This window comes from Marinicrinis sediminis (assembly GCF_042685085.1).
Taxonomy (GTDB): domain Bacteria; phylum Bacillota; class Bacilli; order Paenibacillales; family KCTC-33676; genus Marinicrinis; species Marinicrinis sediminis.
Map to the genome: position 1 here is coordinate 34,342 of NZ_JBHUMM010000001.1, position 22,000 is coordinate 56,341.

Consider the following 22,000-nt stretch of genomic DNA (forward strand, 5'->3'; position numbering starts at 1 on the left):
AAAACGACAAAAGTCCCGATTCGATGATGAATCGGGACGATGTAAAAACAAAACCTCAGCTAGAACGAGACAGGTCAGGTGAAACCATAAGATTTCCATTATCTGTCGAACAACCTCGTATATTCACCGTATCCTTCTGCCTCCAGTTCATCCTTCGGAATAAACTTCAGCGCGGCAGAGTTAATGCAATAGCGGAGACCTCCCTGATCACGGGGACCATCTTCAAACACATGTCCCAAATGAGAGTCTCCGTATTTACTTCTCACCTCAACCCGGACCATCCCGTGACTTTTGTCGAGATGCTCTTCCACGTTCGGTGCTTGCAGCGGCTTGGTAAAGCTCGGCCAGCCACAGCCGGAATCATACTTGTCAAGAGAACTGAACAACGGCTCACCGGATACCAGGTCCACATAAATGCCTTCTTCCTTGTGATCCCAGAATTCATTATGAAAGGCAGGCTCTGTCCCATTCTCCTGCGTCACCCGATATTGCATCGGATTGAGCATCTCTTTCAGTTTGCCTTGATCCTTGGTCATTTTCCAGTTCTTCGCAATGAAAACATCTCTTCCTGATCCTTTACGATACATGCGGTATCGCAATGGATTTTTCTTGTAATAGTCCTGATGGTACTCTTCAGCCGGGTAGAATGGACCTGCCGCAGTAATCGCTGTCGCAATAGGCTGACTGAATCGTCCGCTTGCCTCCAGTTGTTGTTTCGAGGACTCCGCAAGCTTTTTCTGTTCTTCTGTATGATAGAAAATTTCGGTTCGATAAGATGCGCCTCGATCATGGAACTGTCCACCTGCATCGGTTGGATCAATTTGTTGCCAGAACAGCTCCAGCAATTTCGCATAGGGGAAGACTGCCGGATCGTATTCAATTTGTACCGCTTCAGCATGACCGGTTGTCTCCGAACAGACTTGCTCATAGGTAGGATTCTCTACATGTCCTCCCGTATAGCCTGAAACCACTCGCTCAATGCCCGGAAGTTCATCAAATGGCTTGACCATGCACCAGAAACATCCGCCTGCAAAGGTTGCCTTTTCTAGTTTGTGATCGGTTGTCATGCTTATTCCCTCCCTGTTGTAGCTTCCACTTCACTACCTACATTGTAGCGATTTTTGCATAGAAATCAACATCCCAGCGATTCCTCCACTTGCTTCTCATAGATCCGATATCCAAGACATGAACGAGGATTTTTCATTTCTATGCACTCCCACCCCTTCTTCAGTAACGCCTTATCCAGCTCATGCAAAAATAAGCCATGACTGACAAGTGCGGCCTCTATCACAGGATCATGGGGATGTCGAACGGGCAAGCAATTCATCAACTTCTCCAGGTGCAACACCCCGTCCATGGCTCGCTGGCGTGTCTCCTTCAACGTTTCTATCTCGTACCAGCATGTGTGCCCCTTCCGGATTTGCATGATCCAGCCCAGACGATAAATCACAGCCCAATGAGAGGCAGGAAACTTCAGCCATCGTGGGAGCGTGTATACCGGTAAAGGCGCTTCGATGTATCGTGCATCCGATATTTGCTCCGGACCCAGGTCGGAACCTGTTGTCATTCGGATATGATGGTTTAATGTATCAGCAGTTTGCTTTGCTCTTGGCAAAGGGCTGTGCACCATTAGCTGAATCTGGGTGAGAGCGTCGATGAGCCCTGTATTCGGTACGGTCTCGATGTGAATGCCCGCTTCATCGTAACGCTTTATCCAATTGAGAAACTGCGAACTGTCCATCCGCTCGCTCTGTTCTAGCTGTGGTTTTGCATGACGAATGCATACCAGTCGATATCGGCACGGCTTTTGATCTGCACGTATGTCATTCATCTCCTTTCAATGATCACGGGTTCATCCAACCTCCAACACGTGTCGATCACGCGTCCCATCGTCTTTTGTTCACGTATGAGTTTTCAATGAAAGGACACATTAAGAACACACAGTATTTGGCAGAGGAGGATTCAGGTATGCCTCGCTTCACGATCGCCCTTCTATGCAAAATCATTTCTATCACGATCAGGGTTCGGAAACCACTCTTTTCAATCCTGCTCATTGCGGGAATGATCATGACTCCGGTCTTCCATCACAACAAGCTTTACGCCGTCATTCAATCAGCGCCTGCAAGCCAGGAGATGATCCTCCACCAACAACAGGAACAAGCGGATCATATTGAGCGGTTGCGAAAGAAATACCCGCAGGTCTTTATTTTCCACGGCAATGCCCAGCGCAAGGAAGTGGCGCTGACGTTTGATGATGCGCCTGACTACCGATTTACCCCACGCATTCTGGACATTCTCAAGGAACATCACGTGAAGGCGACTTTTTTTATTGTCGGTTTTCGGGCTGTGATCCAGCAAGGGATTGTAAAGCGAATCGCCATGGAAAATCATGAAATTGGCAATCACACCTATGATCATCCGTATTTGCCCCCGTTGTCAGAGCCACAATTCGCTCAGGAAATCAAAAAAACGCAGCAGGCTATTCTCGATATTACTCAGATAGCCCCTACGTTGATTCGGCCCCCTTTTGGCGCAATCACTGAAAAACAACTGATTTGGGCCAGGGAGCATCATTTTAAAGTTGTAAACTGGAATGTGGATACGATGGACTGGAAAGGACTTCCTGCTTATCGAGTCATACGAAACGTATTCCGTCAGATTCGCCCGGGAGCCATCATTCTACAGCATGCCGGAGGGGGCAGCAACTCCGATCTCGAAGGAACAATTCAGGCTTTGCCCCTGCTCATCCAGTCTCTGCGTGCGGAAGGTTATACGTTCGTAACCATTCCGGAGCTGTTGCAGGAGACGCACGCCTGATTAACCTTCTGACGTTTGCAGCTTGGCCCACATCGTCTTGTTGCGATATTCTTCTTCAACGCCGACTTCATTCCCGAACCATGGCGGAGGTTGGAATTGCTCCGCCTGCTCCACACTGTCAAACTCTACCTCTACCACCTGCATGTCATACTGGTGATACTCGTCGATTTCCAGTTTGTACGTTTCCCAGGCAAGGGTTGTGCGTGTTTTTTGCAACGGAATTTTTCCGAGGCTGGCGAGAAGCTGTTCATAGATCTCCGGGAGCAGTTTCAATTCAAACTCTTCTCGCGTCATGCCGAATCCTTGCTTGATCGTATGCGTATATTCACACTGCTCCGAATGATTCAGATCGGATATTTTTCGAATCCGCACTTCCTGGTCTCTCGTATGGGCCAGGTACGTCTGCTCCATATACTGTCTTTTCAGCACCTGCAACGTCCCATTTTCAATCCACTCATGTGGATACTGTGTCAGCCGATATTTGCGTTCAATTTCCAAACTCAACCTATCCCACACCTCTCTTCCTGACGAACCACGATCTAGTCAGGCTATCCTAGCGCTCAAGATCCGGTTCTGTACCAGCCTGGACGTTAATTTGTTCGGAGAGGGTATCTTTTAAGACTTGCACGATGAGCTGCAGCAGGTAGTTGATATCACTTTGGCTCTGCTGGAATTGCTGAACGAGCGGAATCTCATCCAGTTCATCCTGAAGCGCCTGCATTTCCGCTTCGATTTTTTTTACCATGTCTTCATTTTTGAAATATTCAAACCCGACGATTTCTTTTTGCTTTTTCTTGATTTGCACAATCAGATTTTGAATTTTTTCATTGTCCTGAATTCGCTTTTCCGCCTGTTGATAAATCTGGACTTCCTCAGAGGTGGTCAACAGATTAGCCAGTTCTTTCGCCTTGGCCATGATATCCTCTCTTACCACCAAATCCTCTACCTGGTGCTTGACCATATTACAGCTATCGACATGATCATGATGTTGTGCCATCTTCATACACTCCTTTATGCTAAACGGAATCGCAAACGATCCTGTTGATTTTACGAAACAGATGCCGTCTCTTCCTTCACCATCTCGCCTGTCAACAGATAGGTCTTGGCCTGCTGAATGCGAACCTGAACGAATTCTCCAGTCAGTGACGCCGGTCCGGCAAAGTGAATCAGTTTGTTCGTGCGGGTACGTCCTGAGAGCATGTCCGGATTGTTCTTGCTGACGCCTTCCACCAGCACTTCCATCGTCTGCCCTTCGAGCGCCTTGTTTTTGCGCAAGCCGATGTCTGCCAGCAGGTCATTCAGGCGTTGAAGACGCTGTTTCTTCACATCCATCGGTACATTGTCTTCCATGCCAGCTGCTGGCGTACCGTCCCGTGGGGAATAAATAAAGGTGAAGGCCGCATCATACTCCACTTCCTGTACGAGCGTCAGTGTGTCTTCGAATTGCTCTTCTGTCTCACCCGGGAAACCAACGATGATATCCGTGGTAAGGACGACATCCGGTATAGCTGCTTTCAATTTATCGACAAGCACCATGTAATGCTCGCGGGAATACTTGCGGCTCATTTTCTTTAAAATGTCCGAGTTGCCAGACTGAACCGGAAGATGGATATGTTCCACAAGATTGCCGCGCTGTGCAAGCACTTCGATCAAATGATCATCAAAATCTCTCGGATGCGACGTCGTGAAGCGAACTCTCGGAATATCAATTTTGCTGATATCTGCCATCAGATCCCCGAAACGATAGTCGATATGATCAAAATCCTTCCCGTATGCATTGACATTCTGACCGAGCAAGGTAATTTCCTTGAAGCCCTGACGCGCCAGCTCCCGCACTTCATTGATGACGTCCTGAGGCAAACGACTGCGTTCCTTGCCTCGCGTGTATGGGACGATGCAATACGTGCAGAATTTATCACAACCGTACATAATATTAACCCAGCCCTTGAGGCCCTCCCGCTTCTTGGGCAAATTCTCGATGATATCGCCTTCCTTTGACCATACCTCGATCACCATTTCCTTCTCAAACGAGGCTTGCTTCAGCAGATGCGGCAATCTGTGAATGTTGTGCGTGCCGAAGATCAGATCGACGAAGCCATGCTTCTGTAAAATGCGGTTCACCACAGATTCTTCCTGAGACATACAACCGCACACGCCCAGAATCAAATTGGGGTTTTCCCGCTTCAGGGTCTTCAGATGACCCAGTTCACCAAACACCTTGTCCTCTGCATTCTCCCGAATGGCACACGTATTCAGCAAAATCATATCTGCTTCGTGCTTGTCATCTGTCGCGGTGTATCCGAGCTGTTCAAGTATTCCTTTCATCGTCTCGGTATCATGCTCATTCATCTGACAGCCATACGTCCGAATCATATAGGTTTTGTCATTTCCAAATCCGATCATTTCATCCGGAATTTCAAATGAATAATGTACGTTAATATCCTCTTTTCCCCGCTTTTTGGCGTCTTTCAGGGATGGAGGCTGAAAATATATAGAAAAATCCTTCTCGGAGGTTGTCGTCATACCAATGGGTCTCCTTTCCTTACGCATTCATCGTATCATTATATCATGTTCTTGGGCAGGTTACCACGAACCGCACCTGAATGATCATGGAAAAGAAGACCTTCCCGGCCCCGTATCGGCAACCGAAAAGGTCTTCCTGTTCGGACAGTATGAGGAAGAAAAACTAGTCCAGAATAACCGCCTTGTCTCCTGTCTTGACACCAGCTGCATTGGCTTCATCTGTATCAATATGCATATCAAGCGCATAGGCGTCGGATACACGGGCGATCACATCGTCAAACGTAAGGGGACGTTCGCCCTGCAGTTGCACACGCAGGATTTGCTTGTCCGTAATGCCCCACTCACTCGCTTCCTTCGTATGAAAATGAATGTGGCGGGCTGCTACAATTACGCCCTCCTCCAGTTCCACTTCTCCGGCAGGACCTACTATGGTAATGCCCGGCGTCCCGGCAATATCACCAGATTCACGAACCGGAGGCTTTACCCCAATCTGAAATGCATCCGTTCGAGAAACCTCCAATTGTGTATGCTTGCGGGCCGGGCCCAGGATTCTAACTTTAGGGAAACTTCCTTTGCTGCCCCGAACTTCTACCGTTTCATTTGCTGCAAACTGGCGCGGTTGGGACAAATCCTTCAACACCGTTAGCTGATAGCCTTCTCCAAACAGCTTTTCGATGTGCTCTTCTGACAAATGAATGTGGCGTGCTGAAACGCCTACAGGTACTTCCTTCATGTTACGGTCATTCCTTCCTTTTGGGTCAATTACACGATTACCTTCATCATACCCCACTTATTATAACGGTAATCAAGAGCAGAAGAAAGGCATACAGCGCAAGTCTGCATGCCTTTCACGATTTTATCTAAATTCAGCCACCAATTGGTCAAATTCTTGCTGTGACAAGGTGAGATTCTGCTTCGAGAGACCTTGCTGATCGAAGCCCGCCACCATATTTTCGTAGGATCTTTTATTTTTGTCTTGATAGATCAAGCCGCAAGCGAGACTGTTCGTCTCCATGATTTTGGCCATGGCCAACGTACGATTCGCCGCGTTGTACTGATCATCCTCATCCAGATCCACAATATTTTCCTTGAACCAGTCATACGTATTGATCTTGTTGAAGGTGACACACGGACTGAAGACGTTGATGAAGGAGAAACCTTCATGCTTGATGCCTTCCTCAATCAAATGTGTCAGCTGCTTCAGGTTGCTGGAGAAGGACTGGGCGACGAAAGTCGCGCCTGCTGCCAGCGCCAATTCCAATGGAGACAGTGCATCTTCCACAGAACCTTCCGGCGTACTTTTGGTTTTGAAGCCGAAGCTGCTTCGCGGGGAAGTTTGCCCCTTGGTCAATCCGTAAATCTGATTGTCCATAACGATATACGTAATATTCATATTGCGGCGTATGGCATGAATGGTGTGTCCCATCCCGATGGCGAATCCGTCTCCGTCTCCACCGGACGCGATGACAGTCAATTCGCGATTGGCCATTTTCAGACCTTGTGCGATTGGCAGTGCACGCCCATGAATGCCATGGAATCCGTACGCATGAATATAACCGGAAATCCGGCCTGAACATCCGATCCCTGATACGACGGCCAGATCCTCAGGTTCCAGTCCTACATTGGCAGAAGCTCGCTGAATGGCGGCCTGAATGGAAAAGTCACCGCATCCGGGGCACCAGTTGGGTTTTACCTTGTTGCGGAAGTCCTTAAATGTTGCCATGTTCACTCAACCCCTTCACTCTTTGATAAATTTCTGCTGGCAGGAATGGATTCCCATCGTATTTCAGAACGCTTTGAATCTTATTTGCATGACCGACATGCAGCTTGATTTGTGCTGCCAGCTGTCCGGTCTGGTTATTTTCAATGACGACGACTTTTTTAGCCTTTTCAATATACGATTGAATGTGGGAAGTCGGGAACGGGTGAATGAGACGCACGGTCGCATGGTTCGTGGTCATGCCATCCGCTTCCAGTCGAGTTCTTGCTTCATCAATCGTACCACCTGTTGATCCCATCCCAATGATCAAGACGTCTGGTTCTTCATGCTTGCCATCAACCTTGACGGCATCCGTCACTTGCAGGCTCTCCAACTTCTTCATCCGCTTATCCATCATTTTCACGCGGTTGACCGGATTCTCAGAAGGACGTCCTTCCTGATCATGTTCAACGCCCGTAACATGGTGAATACCGTTCTTCATGCCTGGAATGACGCGTGGAGAGATACCATCCTCGGTAAATGCATAGCGCTTGAACAATTGATCAGCCTCTCCCGGCTCTGCTTCTTGCAGCAGCTTGCCTCGCTCGATCTGCAATCGTTCAAAGGACAGATTCTCTGCCGTCTGCTTTCCGAGGGAAAGCTGCAGATCCGTCATGAGAATAACCGGACATTGATGCTTCTCCGCCAGGTTGAAGGCTTCGATACCATCATAGAAACATTCCTCAATCGTGCTTGGCGCGATTACAATCTTCGGAATCTCACCGTGCGTGCCATACACCATCGCGTTCAAATCAGACTGTTCCTGTTTGGTTGGCAGACCAGTACTTGGTCCTCCGCGCTGCGTATCGACAATGACCACCGGCGTTTCGGTAATTCCTGCAAGGCCAATTGCTTCCATCATCAGGGAAAGTCCCGGGCCTGCGGATGCGGTCATCGCTCTGACCCCACCGTAATTCGCCCCAATAGCCATCGTTACCGCTGCAATCTCATCTTCTGTCTGGATCACCGTACCGCCGAATTTCGGCAGTCGCTTGATCAAATATTCCATAATTTCTGAAGCAGGCGTGATCGGATATGCTGGCATGAAGCGACATCCACCAGTCAGTGCGCCAAGCGCAATCGCATCGTTGCCGATCATGAACAGACGCTGTTGGCCATCCGCATCTTCCAGCTTCAAATCGTCCAGTGTGTCGGCATGATCCGTAATATACTGGTATCCCTGATTAACCGCCTCGATATTCTTCTCCACTACCGCGGCACCCTTGCGACCGAATTCTTCCTCGACCACTTTCTTGACTTCATCTGCAGACAATCCGAGCAACGCTATGGATGCGCCGGTCGCCACCATGTTCTTCATCAACGAGGTGCCAAGCTCTTCCGCAATCGCGGTAAACGGCACAGCAAACAAACGCACGTTGAGATCGTCCGGTACAGTCGGGTTGAATTTGGCATCCCCGATGATCACGCCGTTCGGGCGGAGCTCATGGGCATTCAGATCAATCGTCTCCTGGTCAAAGGCTACGAGAATATCCAGGTCATCCGAGATGGCCCGAATCGGTTTCGTGCTGATGCGGATCTTGTTATTCGTATGTCCTCCCTTGATCCGTGAGGAAAAGTGACGATATCCATATAAATAATATCCCAAGCGATTGAGGGCGGTAGAGAAAATACGGTCCGTACTTTCAAGTCCTTCCCCTTGTTGTCCACCGATCTTCCACGATAGTTGGCTAATCACGACACGTCCACTCCTTTAATTGATCAGTAACAGGCATCCAGACAATTGAGCATGAAAGAAGTTCATATGAAAAGGGATTGAAAGAGCTCATATATGCAAATCGTTCTACTTCAATCATTATGTTCAATCTTCCCCAGATTCATGGACCTGGCGGAAAGACAAGGATTGTTTTGCCTCAATTCATATTATGACGATACTGTGAAAAATACAAGACTTGAGCGTGATTTAAAACATAGTATTTTTAGATGGTATTCATATTAAATTGAGATTGATCGCGCTTTCAACTTGCGCTTACTCTGATGGCAGCTCGGTTTGAAGGAACCGATGCATGTTTCGCCATAGTATATTCTCGGTGATCCGCTCTCCAAATTCAGCTAACATGGATTCCCTTAAATAGGGGTATCGCCCAATATGCTCCATCCCAATCGTCCATTGCTCGATTCCGTCAAAATCTGAACCGAAGCAGAGCTGCTCCTCTCCACCCAAAAGAAGGACGGCTTCCACATGCTTCAGAATATCCTTCATGTCGGCTTCACCGTTGTCCCTCAGGAAATAAGGCACAAAGCTTAATCCAAGACGCCCATCCTGTTCAATCAGCGCCTGGATCTGATCATCATCGAGGTTGCGGGGATGAGCACAACGTGACTTTACGTTAGAATGAGAGGCCATGACGGGTCGGCTGCTGAGGGCCATCACATCCCAAAAAGCCTTTACGCTCAAGTGAGATACGTCGATGAGGATGCCGATTTCATTGCATACTTGCACCAGCTCTCTGCCTTTCTCGGTCAGGCCTCCTCCTCTTGGTTCCATAATGCCGTCGGCAGCCCAATTGGCATGGTTCCAGGTGAAGCCGGCTGCTCTTACCCCTAGTGCATACAACGTATACAGCCACTCCAGGTCCCCGTGCAAGGCATCTAGACCTTCGATCGACAGCATCGCACCGAGCCCTTGACGGCTGGTGAGATTGGCTGCATCCTGTCTGGTGCGAATCCAGGTCACCTCAGGTTGAGCTGCAATTTCGGTGCGAAACAAATGAATCATGCGCAGCACATCCCGAATATCTGCATCCTTTTGCTCTGAGGGCAGAAAAATAGCAAAGCACTGGAAAGACCAGGGGTCCATCCACATCCGGTCCAGTGCCACATCCAGCATAGGGGAAGACTTGAAATGAATCTCCTGATTGCGTGCAAGTTTCATCAGGACGTCGCAATGCATATCCATCACAGGCATCCGATCATCTCACCTTTCCTTTTTTGAAGTACGAATAAAAAAATACACAAAAAAAACCTGTCTACGTCATACGGTCTGTAAACAGGTGATTTTTGCGTTATACTCATTTATCTAGGTTCCACGATCAACTTGATCGCCGTACGATCTTCACCGTCAATCACAATATCTGTGAAAGCTGGAATACAGATGAGGTCCACTCCGCTTGGTGCAACAAACCCCCGTGCGATCGCGACAGCCTTGATAGCCTGATTGAGAGCGCCTGCCCCGATTGCCTGCAGTTCTGCTGAACCACGTTCTCTTAAGACGCCTGCTAGTGCACCTGCTACGGAATTTGGGTTGGATTTTGCTGAAACTTTTAATACCTCCATCGAAACGTACCTCCTCAGGAATGATGAGTGATTCCAGTACTATATGTATTCGGGAGGCATTAAAATAATTCCTTCTCTCGCTTTCTCGCATTTCCTCGCCATTGCCCTGTCATTATTCGAAACGTACTTCGTCTTCAAAATGACGAAGCAGTTTTATTTTCTTCGCTTTGCCTGTCGCGTCATCCAGCTCCAAACTGATGCCGTGGAACTGCCATTTTCCGCTGTCTGATACAAACCGCACCGGCAACTGGGTCATAAACTTGCGAAGAACGGCTTCCCGTTCCATTCCAAGCACACCCTCGCGTGAACCTACCATGCCCACATCGGTGACATACGCGGTCCCCTGCGGCAAAATTTGCTCGTCATGGGTCTGCACATGGGTATGGGTTCCGACGACAGCAGATACCTTGCCATCCAAATGCCAGCCCATGGCGATCTTTTCAGATGTGGCTTCTGCATGAAAGTCCACAAAGATATGCTTAATGCGATTCGGAAGCTCATGGACAATCTGATCCATTTTAGCGAATGGACAATCCAGTGGAGGCAGGAACGTTCTCCCCTGTACATTGACGATAGCCAGCTCCTTGCTGCCATTCTTTAAAATCGTATATCCTTTACCTGGCGTTCCCAATGGAAAGTTCGCCGGTCGTATCATTCGTTTGTCCTCATCAATATATTCAAATATCTCTCGCTTGTCCCAGCTGTGATTGCCGAGCGTAATGCCGTGAGCGCCCAAGTCATAGATCTCCTTGGCGATTTCCGGTGTGATGCCTTTCCCACCCGCTGCATTCTCCCCGTTGACGATCAGGAAATCCGGGTTTTGTGTTTTTTTAATATAAGGCAAGATGTTCTTCAATGCTTTTCTGCCAACCGATCCAACAACATCCCCAACAAATACAACTTTAATAATGATGTGCTCCCTTCTCTGAATAGGGTTCTGAACATAGAATGGACGAAAAGCGACCTCGCCAGCCACTCTTCGTCCATCCCTGTTGATGTTTTATTTTGCGTACTCCACCGCGCGCGTTTCCCGAATAACGGTGACACGAATATGGCCTGGATAATCCAGTTCACTTTCAATCCGCTTCGTAATATCACGCGCCAATCGGAACGATTCGGCGTCGTCAATGCGTTCTGGCTGAACCATAACACGTACTTCACGTCCTGCCTGAATCGCATATGATTTTTCAACACCATCAAAGGACTCTGAAATTTCTTCAAGCTTTTCCAAACGCTTGATATACGTTTCCAGCGTCTCCCTGCGTGCTCCGGGTCTTGCAGCAGACAATGCATCCGCTGCCCCAACCAGCATGGCAATCACCGATGTAGCCTCACAATCGCCATGATGGGATGCAATACTGTTGATCACGACCGGATGCTCTTTGTACTTCTTGCCGATCTCGACCCCGATCTCCACGTGAGAACCTTCAACTTCATGGTCCAGGGCTTTTCCGATGTCGTGTAGTAATCCTGCCCGTTTCGCCAAAGTCACATCCTCGCCTAACTCACCTGCCATCAGGCCTGTCAGATAGGCAACTTCCATCGAATGTTTCAATACATTTTGTCCATAGCTCGTCCGGAACTTTAAGCGACCCAGGATTTTGATCAGGTCAGGATGTAATCCATGAACCCCAACCTCAAACGTGGCTTGCTCTCCATACTCACGAATTCGCTCATCCACTTCTTTTCTGGATTTCTCCACCATTTCCTCGATGCGCGCAGGATGGATACGACCATCCGCGACCAACTTCTCAAGCGCATTGCGGGCAATCTCACGGCGAATGGGATCAAAACCAGAAAGGATAACCGCTTCAGGCGTATCATCAATAATGAGATCAATCCCTGTCAAGGTCTCCAATGCACGGATATTACGGCCTTCTCGACCAATGATCCGTCCCTTCATCTCTTCATTCGGAAGGGATACCACTGAAACCGTCGTTTCTGCGACATGGTCAGCAGCACAACGCTGTACAGCGAGCGTAATAATTTCCTTTGCTTTCTTATCCGCCTCGCTCTTTGCTTGGTGCTCGATATCCTTAATCATTTGAGCGGTTTCATGCTTGATTTCCTGTTCCACATTGTGGAGGATCATTTTCTTGGCATCCTCCATGGTCAAACCGGAAATACGCTCCAACTCAGTGGATTGCTGTGCTACGATTTCATCAATTTTCTCTTGGGTTTCTTCAATTCTCTTTTCCTTGTTGACTAGTTTTTCCTCTTTACGCTCTAAAGATTCTAATTTTTTATCCAGCGATTCCTCTTTTTGCAACAATCGTCTTTCTAGTCGTTGAACTTCAACTCGACGTTCACGAATGTCTTTTTCAGCTTCAGTTCGGAGTTTGTGGACTTCGTCCTTCGCTTCCAATACTGTCTCTTTCTTCAGTGCCTCCGCTTCTTTCTTCCCGTTTTCAACGATCTGATCGGCGGCTTCTTCTGCACTGGAGATTTTCGCTTCAGCAAGAGATTTGCGGATAAAATAACCAATCCCTAAGCATAAAACACCAACAACGAGAATGATCAACACCCAGAGGATCGTTTGTCCCACGTTTTCACCTCCTTGTTGATTCTCCAAGGCTTGCTTGGGGAGTCATATGGTTTTTTTAATCCGTTTCACATTCGATTCATTTACATTTGTAAACCCGGCGAATAGGTTCATTGAATTAATTTCATTTAATGAAGGTAAGAAATTAATCCGTTTTTGTGTAAGATGTACACATCACTTATTGTAGCTTTTGTAAAAGTTTTTTGTCAAGCAAGTCAGGAAGTATATGTCAGACTTCGACAACCTTTTTTATGGTTGCTATCCTGCTTCGGTTCACCTTTCCTCGTGATCTTCATCTGTCATCAGCTTGTCGATCACTTCTCTAGTTACGGAACTTGGAAAGCCTCTTCGCATGACATAGCCCATCGTCTTCTGTTTCCGCTCTGGCAAGGGCTTTCCGTCCAGCTGTTTCCATTTTTTCTGTGCAAGCTTGTATGCGGCTTCCATTTCCTCGTTGCGGGGAAGCTCATTCATCGCGGACTGGATCATCTCCTCTGCGATTCCCTTTCGCTTCAGAGCGTATTCGATCCACTTTGCCCCTTTTTTCTGAAGACGCAGCTTGTCCGAAGCGAATTGTCTGGCAAACTGCGCATCGTCAAGGTATCCTTGCTGTCTCAACGTTTTCACTGCATGTTCGATATGTGCCCGCTCGATACCGTCATTTTCCAGCTTCTGTCTCATCTCATATTCGGTACGTCTGCGGTGACCGAGAAAACGGACCGCCTTCGCATAGGCCAGATGACGCTCTTCCTCCACACACAGCAATTGATACAGTGTCTGATCCACTTCCCGCCCCTGAACCAAACGATATTTGACGACGATATCCTCATGTACCGAGAAAGCATATTGCCCTCGTATGTAAATGTGATACCGGTGCTTGTTTTTTTGGTGCGGTTCGATACCGCTGATGACGCCGGTCAAGTTGTCGTTCACCGTTTCCACCTCCTGCTCTCAAACGTTGAAAAGCGCACCCGCTAGAGGGTGCGCCTGAAACTGACTAGATGAGATAAACCGCCAAGATAGAGCTAGGCTTCGCCCTATTCCTCCATCGCGAGCAGCATTTCTTCTTCTGTTTCCTCGTCTTTGCTGACCTCTTGCTTGGAAGGAGGAGAAAGGGTCAGGGCAGATGCTTCACGAATTTTCTTCTCAATCTCTTCAGCAATGTCTGTATGATCCTTGAGGAACTGCTTCGCATTTTCGCGGCCTTGTCCCAATCGCTCACCTTCATACGAATACCAGGCTCCGCTTTTGTTTACGATATCCTGTTCAGTCGCAATATCAATGATGCTTCCTTCTCTGGAGATCCCTTCTCCATACATGATATCGACTTCTGCCTGCTTGAATGGCGGCGCGACTTTATTTTTGACGACCTTGATACGGGTACGGTTACCAACGAGGTCATTACCTTGCTTGATCGATTCGATACGGCGAACGTCCAGACGAACGGAGGAGTAGAACTTCAATGCCCGTCCCCCAGGCGTCGTTTCCGGATTTCCGAACATCACGCCCACCTTTTCCCGAAGCTGGTTGATGAAGATGGCGATCGTTTTCGATTTGCTGATGGCACCGGACAGCTTGCGCAATGCCTGGGACATCAATCTGGCTTGCAGACCTACGTGGGAATCTCCCATTTCGCCTTCAATCTCTGCTTTCGGCACTAGAGCAGCAACCGAGTCAATGACGATAATATCCACCGCTCCGCTTCGCACGAGCGCTTCCGCAATTTCCAGTGCCTGCTCACCGGTATCTGGCTGAGACAACAGCAATTCATCGATATTGACGCCGAGTTTGCTTGCATACACCGGATCAAGGGCATGCTCGGCATCGATAAAGGCGGCTTGTCCACCCTTTCTCTGCACTTCTGCAATGGCATGCAGGGAAACGGTGGTCTTACCAGAAGACTCCGGACCATAGACCTCGATAATTCTTCCGCGCGGAAAACCGCCTACTCCCAAGGCAATATCAAGGGCGATGGAACCGGATGAAACCGTCTCCACCTGCGCCCCGGCTGTTTCTCCCAATTTCATGATGGAACCTTTTCCAAACTGTTTCTCAATCTGGCGCAATGCCATATCCAACGCTGCACGACGATCTGTCAACGCAATCACTTCCTTTAATAGATTATATGATATTCTTATGATAACTGCTTTGATGTCAAAAGCCAAGCATTTTTTGCGAACATATGATCGTTTTTTTCCGCCCCATTTAGCGAACGTCCATTCGCTACCGAACATACATTCGATCAGAAGCTCGTAATAAAACCGCAGCAAAAGTTTTACTGCGGTTCTTCCGTTACTTGTATTATACACGAACAGACCATCACCTGACAAGCCCGGCACAGACTTTCCTTTCCTCTGCTAAACCGGGATCGGTCCATGATCAGTCACCGTGCTCCTGCACACTTTTCCACAAATGAAACAGGGCTTTCTTGACGGCTCTCAGGCGAATCAGATCCCGATTTCCGTGAATCAGTTCTTCGAAGACCTTTGGCTCTTCTCCCCGCTTGACAACGCCGATATACACCTGTCCGACCGGTTTCCCCTCTGATTCTTCCGGGCCTGCCACCCCTGTTACCGAGATGGCGTAATCCGCGTGAAAAGCGTCTGCCGCTCCTGTTGCCATTTGCGAAGCCGCCTCCCGGCTAATCGCGCCGACTGCATGGGGACCGCTCAGCAGCTCCTCCTGAACACCCAGCTGCTGCTGTTTGGCCTGATTAGTATAACTGACCATTCCGCCCAGAAAGACAGAGGAACTGCCTGGGGAGCTGGTCAGCCGCTCGCTCAGCAAGCCACCGGTACAGCTCTCGGCGACGGCAAGTGTCTGGCCCGTTGCCTGAAAACGGGCGATCAGATACTGCTCCAGACTTTGTTCGGTCTCTGCGTACAGATAGGTGCCAATCCGGCGCCGGATTTCTTCGATGACCGGTTCCATTTTGGCAAAGGCAGCCTCTTCTTGCGTTGCCTTCGTACTGATTCGGAGTGTAACCTCACCTTCCTTGGCATAAGGAGCTAGTGTAGGATCACTTTGCTCTTGAATCAGATCGTCAAGTTCAGCAGCCAACTTCGATTCCCCAATTCCCGCAAACTTCAGCATCTTGGAATACAAAGTGCTTCGCTGATCGAGGTGTTTTTCAATCCATGGTTTGGCATAAGTCTCATACATCGGCTTCAGCTCGCGTGGTGGGCCGGGTAGCAGCAAGTAGGCCGTGCCGTCTTGTCTAATTGCCGATCCGACCGCCATCCCGACCGCATTGGGAAGAGGCGTTGCACCGGATATGTACAGTGCTTGCTTGCGATTGTTTTCCGTCATCACGATATTTCGCTTTGAGAAGAAACGGGAGATTTGATTAAAAGCATGCTCTTCCATCTCCAAAGACCTCTCCAAAAATTCAGCGGTAAGGTCACGGGTCAAGTCGTCTTCAGTAGGGCCCAGTCCACCGGTCAATACGATAAGGTCAGCGCGACGGGAGGCTTGCTCCAGTACGGCTTTCAAACGTGCTGCATTATCTCCCACTACCGTATGATACAGGACGTCCACACCGATTTCCGCCAGTTTTAAGGATAAATACTGAGCATTGGTGTTCACGATCTGTCCCATCAGCAGCTCCGTGCCGACCGCAATAATTTCGGCTTTCTTCACTTCTCCACTCACTCCTCTGCGCTCTCCTGCTTGAGATGAAAGTGGCATCTCAGATAAATAATTTCAGATGCCGCTCAAACTAGCGTTCCATACAGGAGAAAGGTGATCCCGCCGGATCACCTTTCTCCCTTCTTCCTTGGTACATGCCAAAGCAGCGCACGCCCATTTATCATATATAAGTCCTGTGGCATTGAGACAATTGAATTAAAAATTCAGCAACTGTTTGTTTTTCACAAAATAATCGATACCCGAATAAATCGTAATCAGCGCCATCGCCCAGCTGGCGATCAAATCAAACGGCACGTCAATAAACGTAAACGGAAAATTGTTCAAAAGCAGCACGATAATAGCCGTAATTTGAATCGCTGTCTTCCATTTTCCCCATTTACTCGCTGCTACGACGGTGCCTTCGAGCAAGGCAATCTGCCTCAACCCGGTGACGGCAAATTCGCGGCTGATAATCACCACGGCAATCCAGGCATCCAGCTTCGCCATATCCACCAGCGAGATTAATACTGCAGCAATAAGCAACTTGTCTGCAAGTGGGTCCAGCAGTTTGCCAAGATTCGATACCATTTTTCGCTTGCGGGCGATATATCCGTCCAGACCATCCGTACTGGCGGCGATAATGAAGATCAATGTCGCAATAATCTGGTTATAGGTAATCGTGAAGTCACCGACTACGATCGGTTCAAAATCGAGATTAACCAATAAGAAAAACATGATAATCGGGACTAGAAAAATCCTCGCCAAAGTAATTCGATTGGCTAGGTTCATGCAATTCCCTCCCCGGATAGGTCGTATTCATAAGCATGTGTAATCTTTACTTTATGCACGCGACCAATCTCCAGTGTTTGAATACGATCCTTGACAAATACTTCGCCATCAATCTCTGGCGCGTCGTACATACTGCGGCCAATATAAACATCATTGCGCCCGTCATATCGTTCAATCAGCACATCCAGCTCATGTCCCACGAAGCGGGTATTGGCCTGCTGCGAAACTTCACGCTGAATTTCCATCAAAGTGTTGGCCCGCCATTCCTTCAGCTCATCATCCACATGATCTGGCAAACGGGTAGCTGGCGTGTCCTCCTCATTGGAATACGTGAAAACGCCAAGTCGATCAAATTTCATTTCGCGCACAAATTCGCACAGACGCTCGAATTCCTCTTCGGTTTCTCCCGGGAATCCCACAATGAGGGAAGTCCGCAGCGACACCTGAGGAATGCGTGCCCGGATTTTGTTAATCAATTCCCGGGCATCTCTTTGTCTGCCCGGACGGCGCATGCGCTTAAGAATAGCATCCTCGCTATGCTGCAAAGGCATATCAATATATTTGCATATCTTGTCATTTGTAGCGATGGTCTCGATCAGTTCCTCCGTGAAGAATCCCGGATAGGCATAGTGCAGACGCACCCATTCAATACCGGCTACTTCGCTTACCTTGTTCAGCAAAGTCGGCAGCATGAAGCCGTCATACAGATCGGTTCCATAATTGGTCGAGTCCTGCGCAATCAGGCTTACTTCTTTAACCCCTTGACTGGCAAGCTGTTCGACTTCAGCCACGATAGACTCCATGGAGCGAGAGCGGAACTGGCCGCGCATAATCGGAATGCTGCAGAACGTACAAGCATTGTCACAGCCTTCCGCAATTTTGACATATGCCGTATAGCGCGGAGTTGTGACTTTGCGTGGCAAAGCCTGTTCATAGTTGAAGATCGGATTGCCTACATATACTGGCTTGCTTCCTGCCAGTGCCTTGTCGATGATCTCGTTAATATTATGAAAATCACCTGTACCGACAATCCCGTCAATTTCCGGCATTTCCTCAAGCAGTTGTTCCTTGTATCGCTGTGTGAGACAACCCGAGACGATTAACGCCTTCAAATTAGCTGTCTCTTTAAGGTCGGCAAGCTCCAGAATGGTATTGACCGATTCCTCTTTTGCCGCATCAATAAATCCGCATGTATTGACAATAATAATCGTCGCTTCTTCCGATTCCTGGACAAGTCCGTAGCCACGCGCATCAATCAGGCCAGCCATGATCTCTGAATCGACGAGATTTTTTTCACAGCCTAATGTTACCACTTTTACTTTTTCAGACATGGTATGTGTTCCCCCATTAAATGTTGCTTCTATCTATTGACGTCATTGTTCACATCAAAACTCTTTTCAAAGTATAATACAAGCGCTAATGGGAGTCAAAGAACATTTAACGATAATTGACAAACTGAAGATCCAGCGGCAGATCGGCTTCTCTGAGCAAGGAAATAACCTGCTGAAGATCATCCCGGCTTTTTCCGCTGACCCGAATCTGATCGCCCTGTATCTGACTTTTTACTTTCAACTTGGCATCCTTGATCAGGGTGTTGATTTTTTTGGCATGGGCCTGATCGATTCCCTGAATGAGGCTGATGCGCTGTCTGACCGTAGCAGAAGCAGCCGGTTCAATTTTTCCATATTGCAGGTTTCGGATCGCGACCCCACGCTTTACCATTTTGGATTTGAGGATATCCAGCACACTATCCAGCTTGTATTCATCGTCGGAAACGACGACAAGCATGTCATCCTCTACCTGAATAGAGCTTTTGGAACCTTTAAAGTCAAAACGCGTTTCAATTTCTCGCTGTGCCTGTTGAACCGCATTGTTCAATTCTTGCATATCGACTTGACTGACAATATCAAATGAAGATTCAGATGCCATTATGTAATTGTCCCCTTTCATTCATATGCTCGTCTGCTGACCCTTTCTATTATAACAAGATCAGGACAGGAAAGAAATACGCCAGCTGGCAAGCTCATACATTCTCCATACACATGGAAAAGAAGAGACGCGACCGAATCTTGTCATTCGATCACGTCCCCTCTATGTGTACCTTCATCCATCATTCGTTCATCCTTACAAATCTGAAACGATATTCGCGTCAGGTTCTGCCTCTGGCAGGGTCCCGGAACATATCCAGAATTCCCAACACAATATGAGCAAGACCAAATCCGAAGATCCCGTAACCCCAAGCATCTGGAGTTAAATACCAACCGAGCAAGCTAACGACTACACCTAAGCCGGTTACAATCCAACTAATGGTCATCTTCTTCCCTCGCTTTGCTGTTTGATCCAAGCTTACTAAGCTTAAGATGCCCAGCCTTGCGAAGATTATTCAGCCAGCTCTGCTTTTTTACCGTTCGACAGATTCAACTGGATATTGCGCGGACTGCTTTCTTTCAGTTGCTCTTCTTCCAACAGCTTCCCGTTCACCTTGATCTGGACCGCACTCGGATTCCCGAATCGAATCCAGATCGGTTCTTTCGAAGTTAGCGTATCCTGCTCACCTTTCGCATAGGTTTTCTCCTTGAGAACCTTGCCACTTCCGTTCACTTCGCGAATCTGTATCCAGCATTGCCCGTTTGACGCTTCAAATTCCACCGAAAACTCATCCGCGTGATTCACCGTATAAATGTTGGTCGTGCTGTCCGTACCCACATACGACACCTGTACTTCCGGTTCCGGTTCAGGTTCAGGCTGTGGCTCCGGCTCCGGTTTTTCCGCAGGAACGGGTTCCTCCTGCTCATTCTCACTGAGGTTCTGCTCCTCATTGGTCAGTCTGGTCGGATCCATCAAGCTGTTGTTCGTACTGTCGTCCTGATTGATGACAAAGATGTAAATGACAAAAATAATAAGGACCACAAAAGATAACAGTAAGAAGGAGGAAGCCCATTTCGCAATTTTATCTGTATTGGACAGCTTGCGGCTCCGCTTGCGTGGCGGCTCTACTTTCGTTTCGATCTGCGTGTGGGGAATCACATTTTTGTAATGATTCATCACTTCCGCAGGGTCCAGACCGACCGCTTCCGCATAACTTTTTATAAATGCCCGCACATAAAAATTCCCGGGCAGAACTTTGTAATTCCCTTCCTCAATCGCTTGCAGGTATGTTTTTCTAATTTTCGTTTGTTCCTGAAGTTCTTCCAGTGTCAATTGCTTTTCCATTCGGGCACGTTTTAAAATTTCACCCAGCTCAGACAATTCGTCTCACCTCCTGTTGCAGCATGGCGTGCATGGCCAGATTACATTCCTTTAGATCCCTTCAATATTAGAGGTGATAGACTCATAGTCAATCACTTCGTCAGGCTCGGTACGCAGTTCTACAATATAATCAAAGCAATCATAATCAAATTCGGATTCACGCACAAAAATGTCCGGATGCTCGATGACTTTGGTGGATGGCATCTCCATAATTTCATGCAGCAGCTGATAATGCTTTTCGTTAGAGCGGATCGTACTCACAATGCCATCGATAATAAATACGTTCTCCGGATTCAATTCCTCATCGGACATCATGCTGCGTACGGTTTGCCGCAGCAGGGTCGAGGACAGAAAGGTCCAGCGTTTGTTGGCACAGACACTGCCCGCGATGATGCTCTCTGTTTTTCCAACCCTTGGCATGCCTCGAAGACCGATGACCTGATTGCCCTCTCTCTTGAATACTTCGCCCAAGAAGTCCACCAGCAATCCCAATTCCTCCCGGGTAAAGCGAAACGTCTTCTTGTCATCGGAATCGCGTTCGATATACCGGCCATGCCTGACTGCCAGGATATCCACCAATTTGGGAGCCCGAAGCTTGGTCATGGTTATATTGTCTACTTTGTTAAGCATTCGACCCATGATCTCGATCTTCTCGTCATCTTCTGTTTGCAGCAACATGCCGCGCGTACGATCTTCAACCCCGTTAATGGTCAGAATGTTAATTTCCAGCATCCCCATCAAGGAAGCAATATCCCCCAATAATCCGGGACGATTTTTATGTATTTTATATTCCATGTACCATTGCTTTGCTTCCATATGTGATACACCTCATTTAATTACAAAGATTAAGTGACTCCTCGGACCCCTCGGCCCCCGCGCGCGATATTGCGCAGGATGTCGAAAAAGATCGGTTGTGTATTAAAACGCCTACAATTTTGTATTCTACAAGCTGAAATCGATTCCTGCTAGCAGGCCCTTCCTTTTTGCAAGAAAATCAAATAACATAACAAAAGCCCGCGAAAGTCGGGCAGTCCATACGTGTTCATCCCGTTGGATGACTTTCGCGGGCTTCATCCTTCCTGCAGGACAGGAGAATCTGTCGAATCCTAGCTTTTATCGACGAGTTTCACCATTAAACGAGCCATCGTTTTTCGTTCTTCCTCTGAAGCAACATCCCACAGCTCTTTCAGCAAACGTTCCTGATCATTTTTCGGATCGACTTTCTCATCGAGGAACTGTCCGATCTCATACGCCAGCTTTGAGATCATCTCATCGCTCATACCCAGCTTCTGCGCGGCATTCACTCGATCAGCAAGGAATTCCTTCCACTTGTCAAAGACATCCAATACCGTAGACATCGCTGTCACTCCCTTTATGGTAATCATTCGATGAACAGTATT

General features: G+C 48.1%; 23 protein-coding genes. 1 reads left to right on the plus strand and 22 read right to left on the minus strand.

Annotation, left to right across the window (positions count from 1 at the left end; all coding sequences use genetic code 11):
* Positions 1-98 precede the first annotated feature (98 nt).
* Positions 99-1,067 (minus strand): peptide-methionine (S)-S-oxide reductase MsrA, encoded by a 969-nt coding sequence (msrA, locus tag ACFSUC_RS00150; RefSeq protein ID WP_379927364.1) that lies wholly within the window; start codon positions 1,065-1,067, stop codon positions 99-101.
* A 65-nt stretch (positions 1,068-1,132) separates the two neighbouring features.
* Complete coding sequence (locus ACFSUC_RS00155) at positions 1,133-1,831, minus strand: hypothetical protein (RefSeq protein WP_379927365.1); 699 nt, start codon at positions 1,829-1,831, stop codon at positions 1,133-1,135.
* A gap of 137 nt (positions 1,832-1,968) precedes the next feature.
* Between ACFSUC_RS00155 and ACFSUC_RS00160 the strand changes: the two genes are divergently transcribed.
* Entirely contained in the window at positions 1,969-2,817 is an 849-nt protein-coding gene (locus tag ACFSUC_RS00160; RefSeq protein ID WP_379927366.1) for a polysaccharide deacetylase family protein, read from the plus strand.
* Here the strand turns inward: ACFSUC_RS00160 and ACFSUC_RS00165 are convergent, their stop codons facing one another.
* From ACFSUC_RS00165 to ACFSUC_RS00260, 20 genes are all read right to left on the minus strand, one after another.
* Positions 2,818-3,321: a CYTH domain-containing protein gene (locus ACFSUC_RS00165; RefSeq protein WP_379927367.1), complete on the minus strand. Its 504-nt coding sequence runs from the start codon at positions 3,319-3,321 to the stop codon at positions 2,818-2,820.
* A 49-nt stretch (positions 3,322-3,370) separates the two neighbouring features.
* Positions 3,371-3,814: a RicAFT regulatory complex protein RicA family protein gene (locus tag ACFSUC_RS00170; RefSeq protein ID WP_379927368.1), complete on the minus strand. Its 444-nt coding sequence runs from the start codon at positions 3,812-3,814 to the stop codon at positions 3,371-3,373.
* Positions 3,815-3,864: 50 nt separating this feature from the next.
* Entirely contained in the window at positions 3,865-5,340 is a 1,476-nt protein-coding gene (gene miaB, locus ACFSUC_RS00175; protein ID WP_379927369.1) for a tRNA (N6-isopentenyl adenosine(37)-C2)-methylthiotransferase MiaB, read from the minus strand.
* Between the two features lie 163 nt (positions 5,341-5,503).
* Complete coding sequence (gene pduL / locus ACFSUC_RS00180) at positions 5,504-6,073, minus strand: phosphate propanoyltransferase (RefSeq protein ID WP_379927370.1); 570 nt, start codon at positions 6,071-6,073, stop codon at positions 5,504-5,506.
* A gap of 123 nt (positions 6,074-6,196) precedes the next feature.
* Entirely contained in the window at positions 6,197-7,063 is an 867-nt protein-coding gene (locus ACFSUC_RS00185; RefSeq protein ID WP_379927371.1) for a 2-oxoacid:ferredoxin oxidoreductase subunit beta, read from the minus strand.
* Positions 7,050-8,795 (minus strand): 2-oxoacid:acceptor oxidoreductase subunit alpha, encoded by a 1,746-nt coding sequence (locus tag ACFSUC_RS00190; RefSeq protein ID WP_379927372.1) that lies wholly within the window; start codon positions 8,793-8,795, stop codon positions 7,050-7,052. The genes ACFSUC_RS00185 and ACFSUC_RS00190 overlap by 14 nt, the downstream gene beginning before the upstream one ends.
* A 291-nt stretch (positions 8,796-9,086) precedes the next feature.
* Positions 9,087-10,025 (minus strand): dipeptidase, encoded by a 939-nt coding sequence (locus ACFSUC_RS00195; RefSeq protein ID WP_379927373.1) that lies wholly within the window; start codon positions 10,023-10,025, stop codon positions 9,087-9,089.
* A 107-nt stretch (positions 10,026-10,132) separates the two neighbouring features.
* Positions 10,133-10,393: a stage V sporulation protein S gene (locus ACFSUC_RS00200; RefSeq protein ID WP_162034705.1), complete on the minus strand. Its 261-nt coding sequence runs from the start codon at positions 10,391-10,393 to the stop codon at positions 10,133-10,135.
* A gap of 112 nt (positions 10,394-10,505) precedes the next feature.
* Positions 10,506-11,300, minus strand: coding sequence for a TIGR00282 family metallophosphoesterase (locus tag ACFSUC_RS00205; protein WP_379927639.1), 795 nt, complete (start codon positions 11,298-11,300; stop codon positions 10,506-10,508).
* A gap of 93 nt (positions 11,301-11,393) precedes the next feature.
* Positions 11,394-12,938, minus strand: a complete 1,545-nt coding sequence (gene rny, locus ACFSUC_RS00210; RefSeq protein WP_379927374.1) for a ribonuclease Y — start codon at positions 12,936-12,938, stop codon at positions 11,394-11,396.
* Between the two features lie 270 nt (positions 12,939-13,208).
* The gene (locus ACFSUC_RS00215) at positions 13,209-13,868 is read right to left on the minus strand and encodes a regulatory protein RecX (RefSeq protein WP_379927375.1); all 660 of its coding nucleotides are present in this window, start codon (positions 13,866-13,868) and stop codon (positions 13,209-13,211) included.
* A gap of 104 nt (positions 13,869-13,972) precedes the next feature.
* Positions 13,973-15,034 (minus strand): recombinase RecA, encoded by a 1,062-nt coding sequence (gene recA, locus ACFSUC_RS00220; RefSeq protein ID WP_379927376.1) that lies wholly within the window; start codon positions 15,032-15,034, stop codon positions 13,973-13,975.
* A 280-nt stretch (positions 15,035-15,314) separates the two neighbouring features.
* The gene (locus tag ACFSUC_RS00225) at positions 15,315-16,586 is read right to left on the minus strand and encodes a competence/damage-inducible protein A (RefSeq protein WP_379927377.1); all 1,272 of its coding nucleotides are present in this window, start codon (positions 16,584-16,586) and stop codon (positions 15,315-15,317) included.
* 192 nt (positions 16,587-16,778) lie between these two features.
* Positions 16,779-17,351 carry a CDP-diacylglycerol--glycerol-3-phosphate 3-phosphatidyltransferase gene (gene pgsA / locus ACFSUC_RS00230; protein WP_379927378.1) on the minus strand — a complete coding sequence of 191 codons (573 nt, stop codon included), beginning with the start codon at positions 17,349-17,351 and terminating at the stop codon, positions 16,779-16,781.
* Entirely contained in the window at positions 17,348-18,682 is a 1,335-nt protein-coding gene (rimO, locus tag ACFSUC_RS00235) for a 30S ribosomal protein S12 methylthiotransferase RimO (protein ID WP_379927379.1), read from the minus strand. The genes pgsA and rimO overlap by 4 nt, the downstream gene beginning before the upstream one ends.
* Positions 18,683-18,788: 106 nt before the next feature.
* Positions 18,789-19,280 (minus strand): YajQ family cyclic di-GMP-binding protein, encoded by a 492-nt coding sequence (locus ACFSUC_RS00240; RefSeq protein WP_379927380.1) that lies wholly within the window; start codon positions 19,278-19,280, stop codon positions 18,789-18,791.
* A gap of 220 nt (positions 19,281-19,500) precedes the next feature.
* A complete protein-coding gene (locus tag ACFSUC_RS00245) occupies positions 19,501-19,665 on the minus strand; it encodes a hypothetical protein (RefSeq protein ID WP_379927381.1) in 165 nt (54 codons plus the stop codon).
* 65 nt (positions 19,666-19,730) lie between these two features.
* Positions 19,731-20,600, minus strand: a complete 870-nt coding sequence (locus tag ACFSUC_RS00250; protein WP_379927382.1) for a helix-turn-helix domain-containing protein — start codon at positions 20,598-20,600, stop codon at positions 19,731-19,733.
* 51 nt (positions 20,601-20,651) lie between these two features.
* Positions 20,652-21,416: a DUF3388 domain-containing protein gene (locus ACFSUC_RS00255; protein WP_379927383.1), complete on the minus strand. Its 765-nt coding sequence runs from the start codon at positions 21,414-21,416 to the stop codon at positions 20,652-20,654.
* A 290-nt stretch (positions 21,417-21,706) separates the two neighbouring features.
* Positions 21,707-21,958: a DUF3243 domain-containing protein gene (locus tag ACFSUC_RS00260; protein WP_379927384.1), complete on the minus strand. Its 252-nt coding sequence runs from the start codon at positions 21,956-21,958 to the stop codon at positions 21,707-21,709.
* Positions 21,959-22,000: the final 42 nt, after the last annotated feature.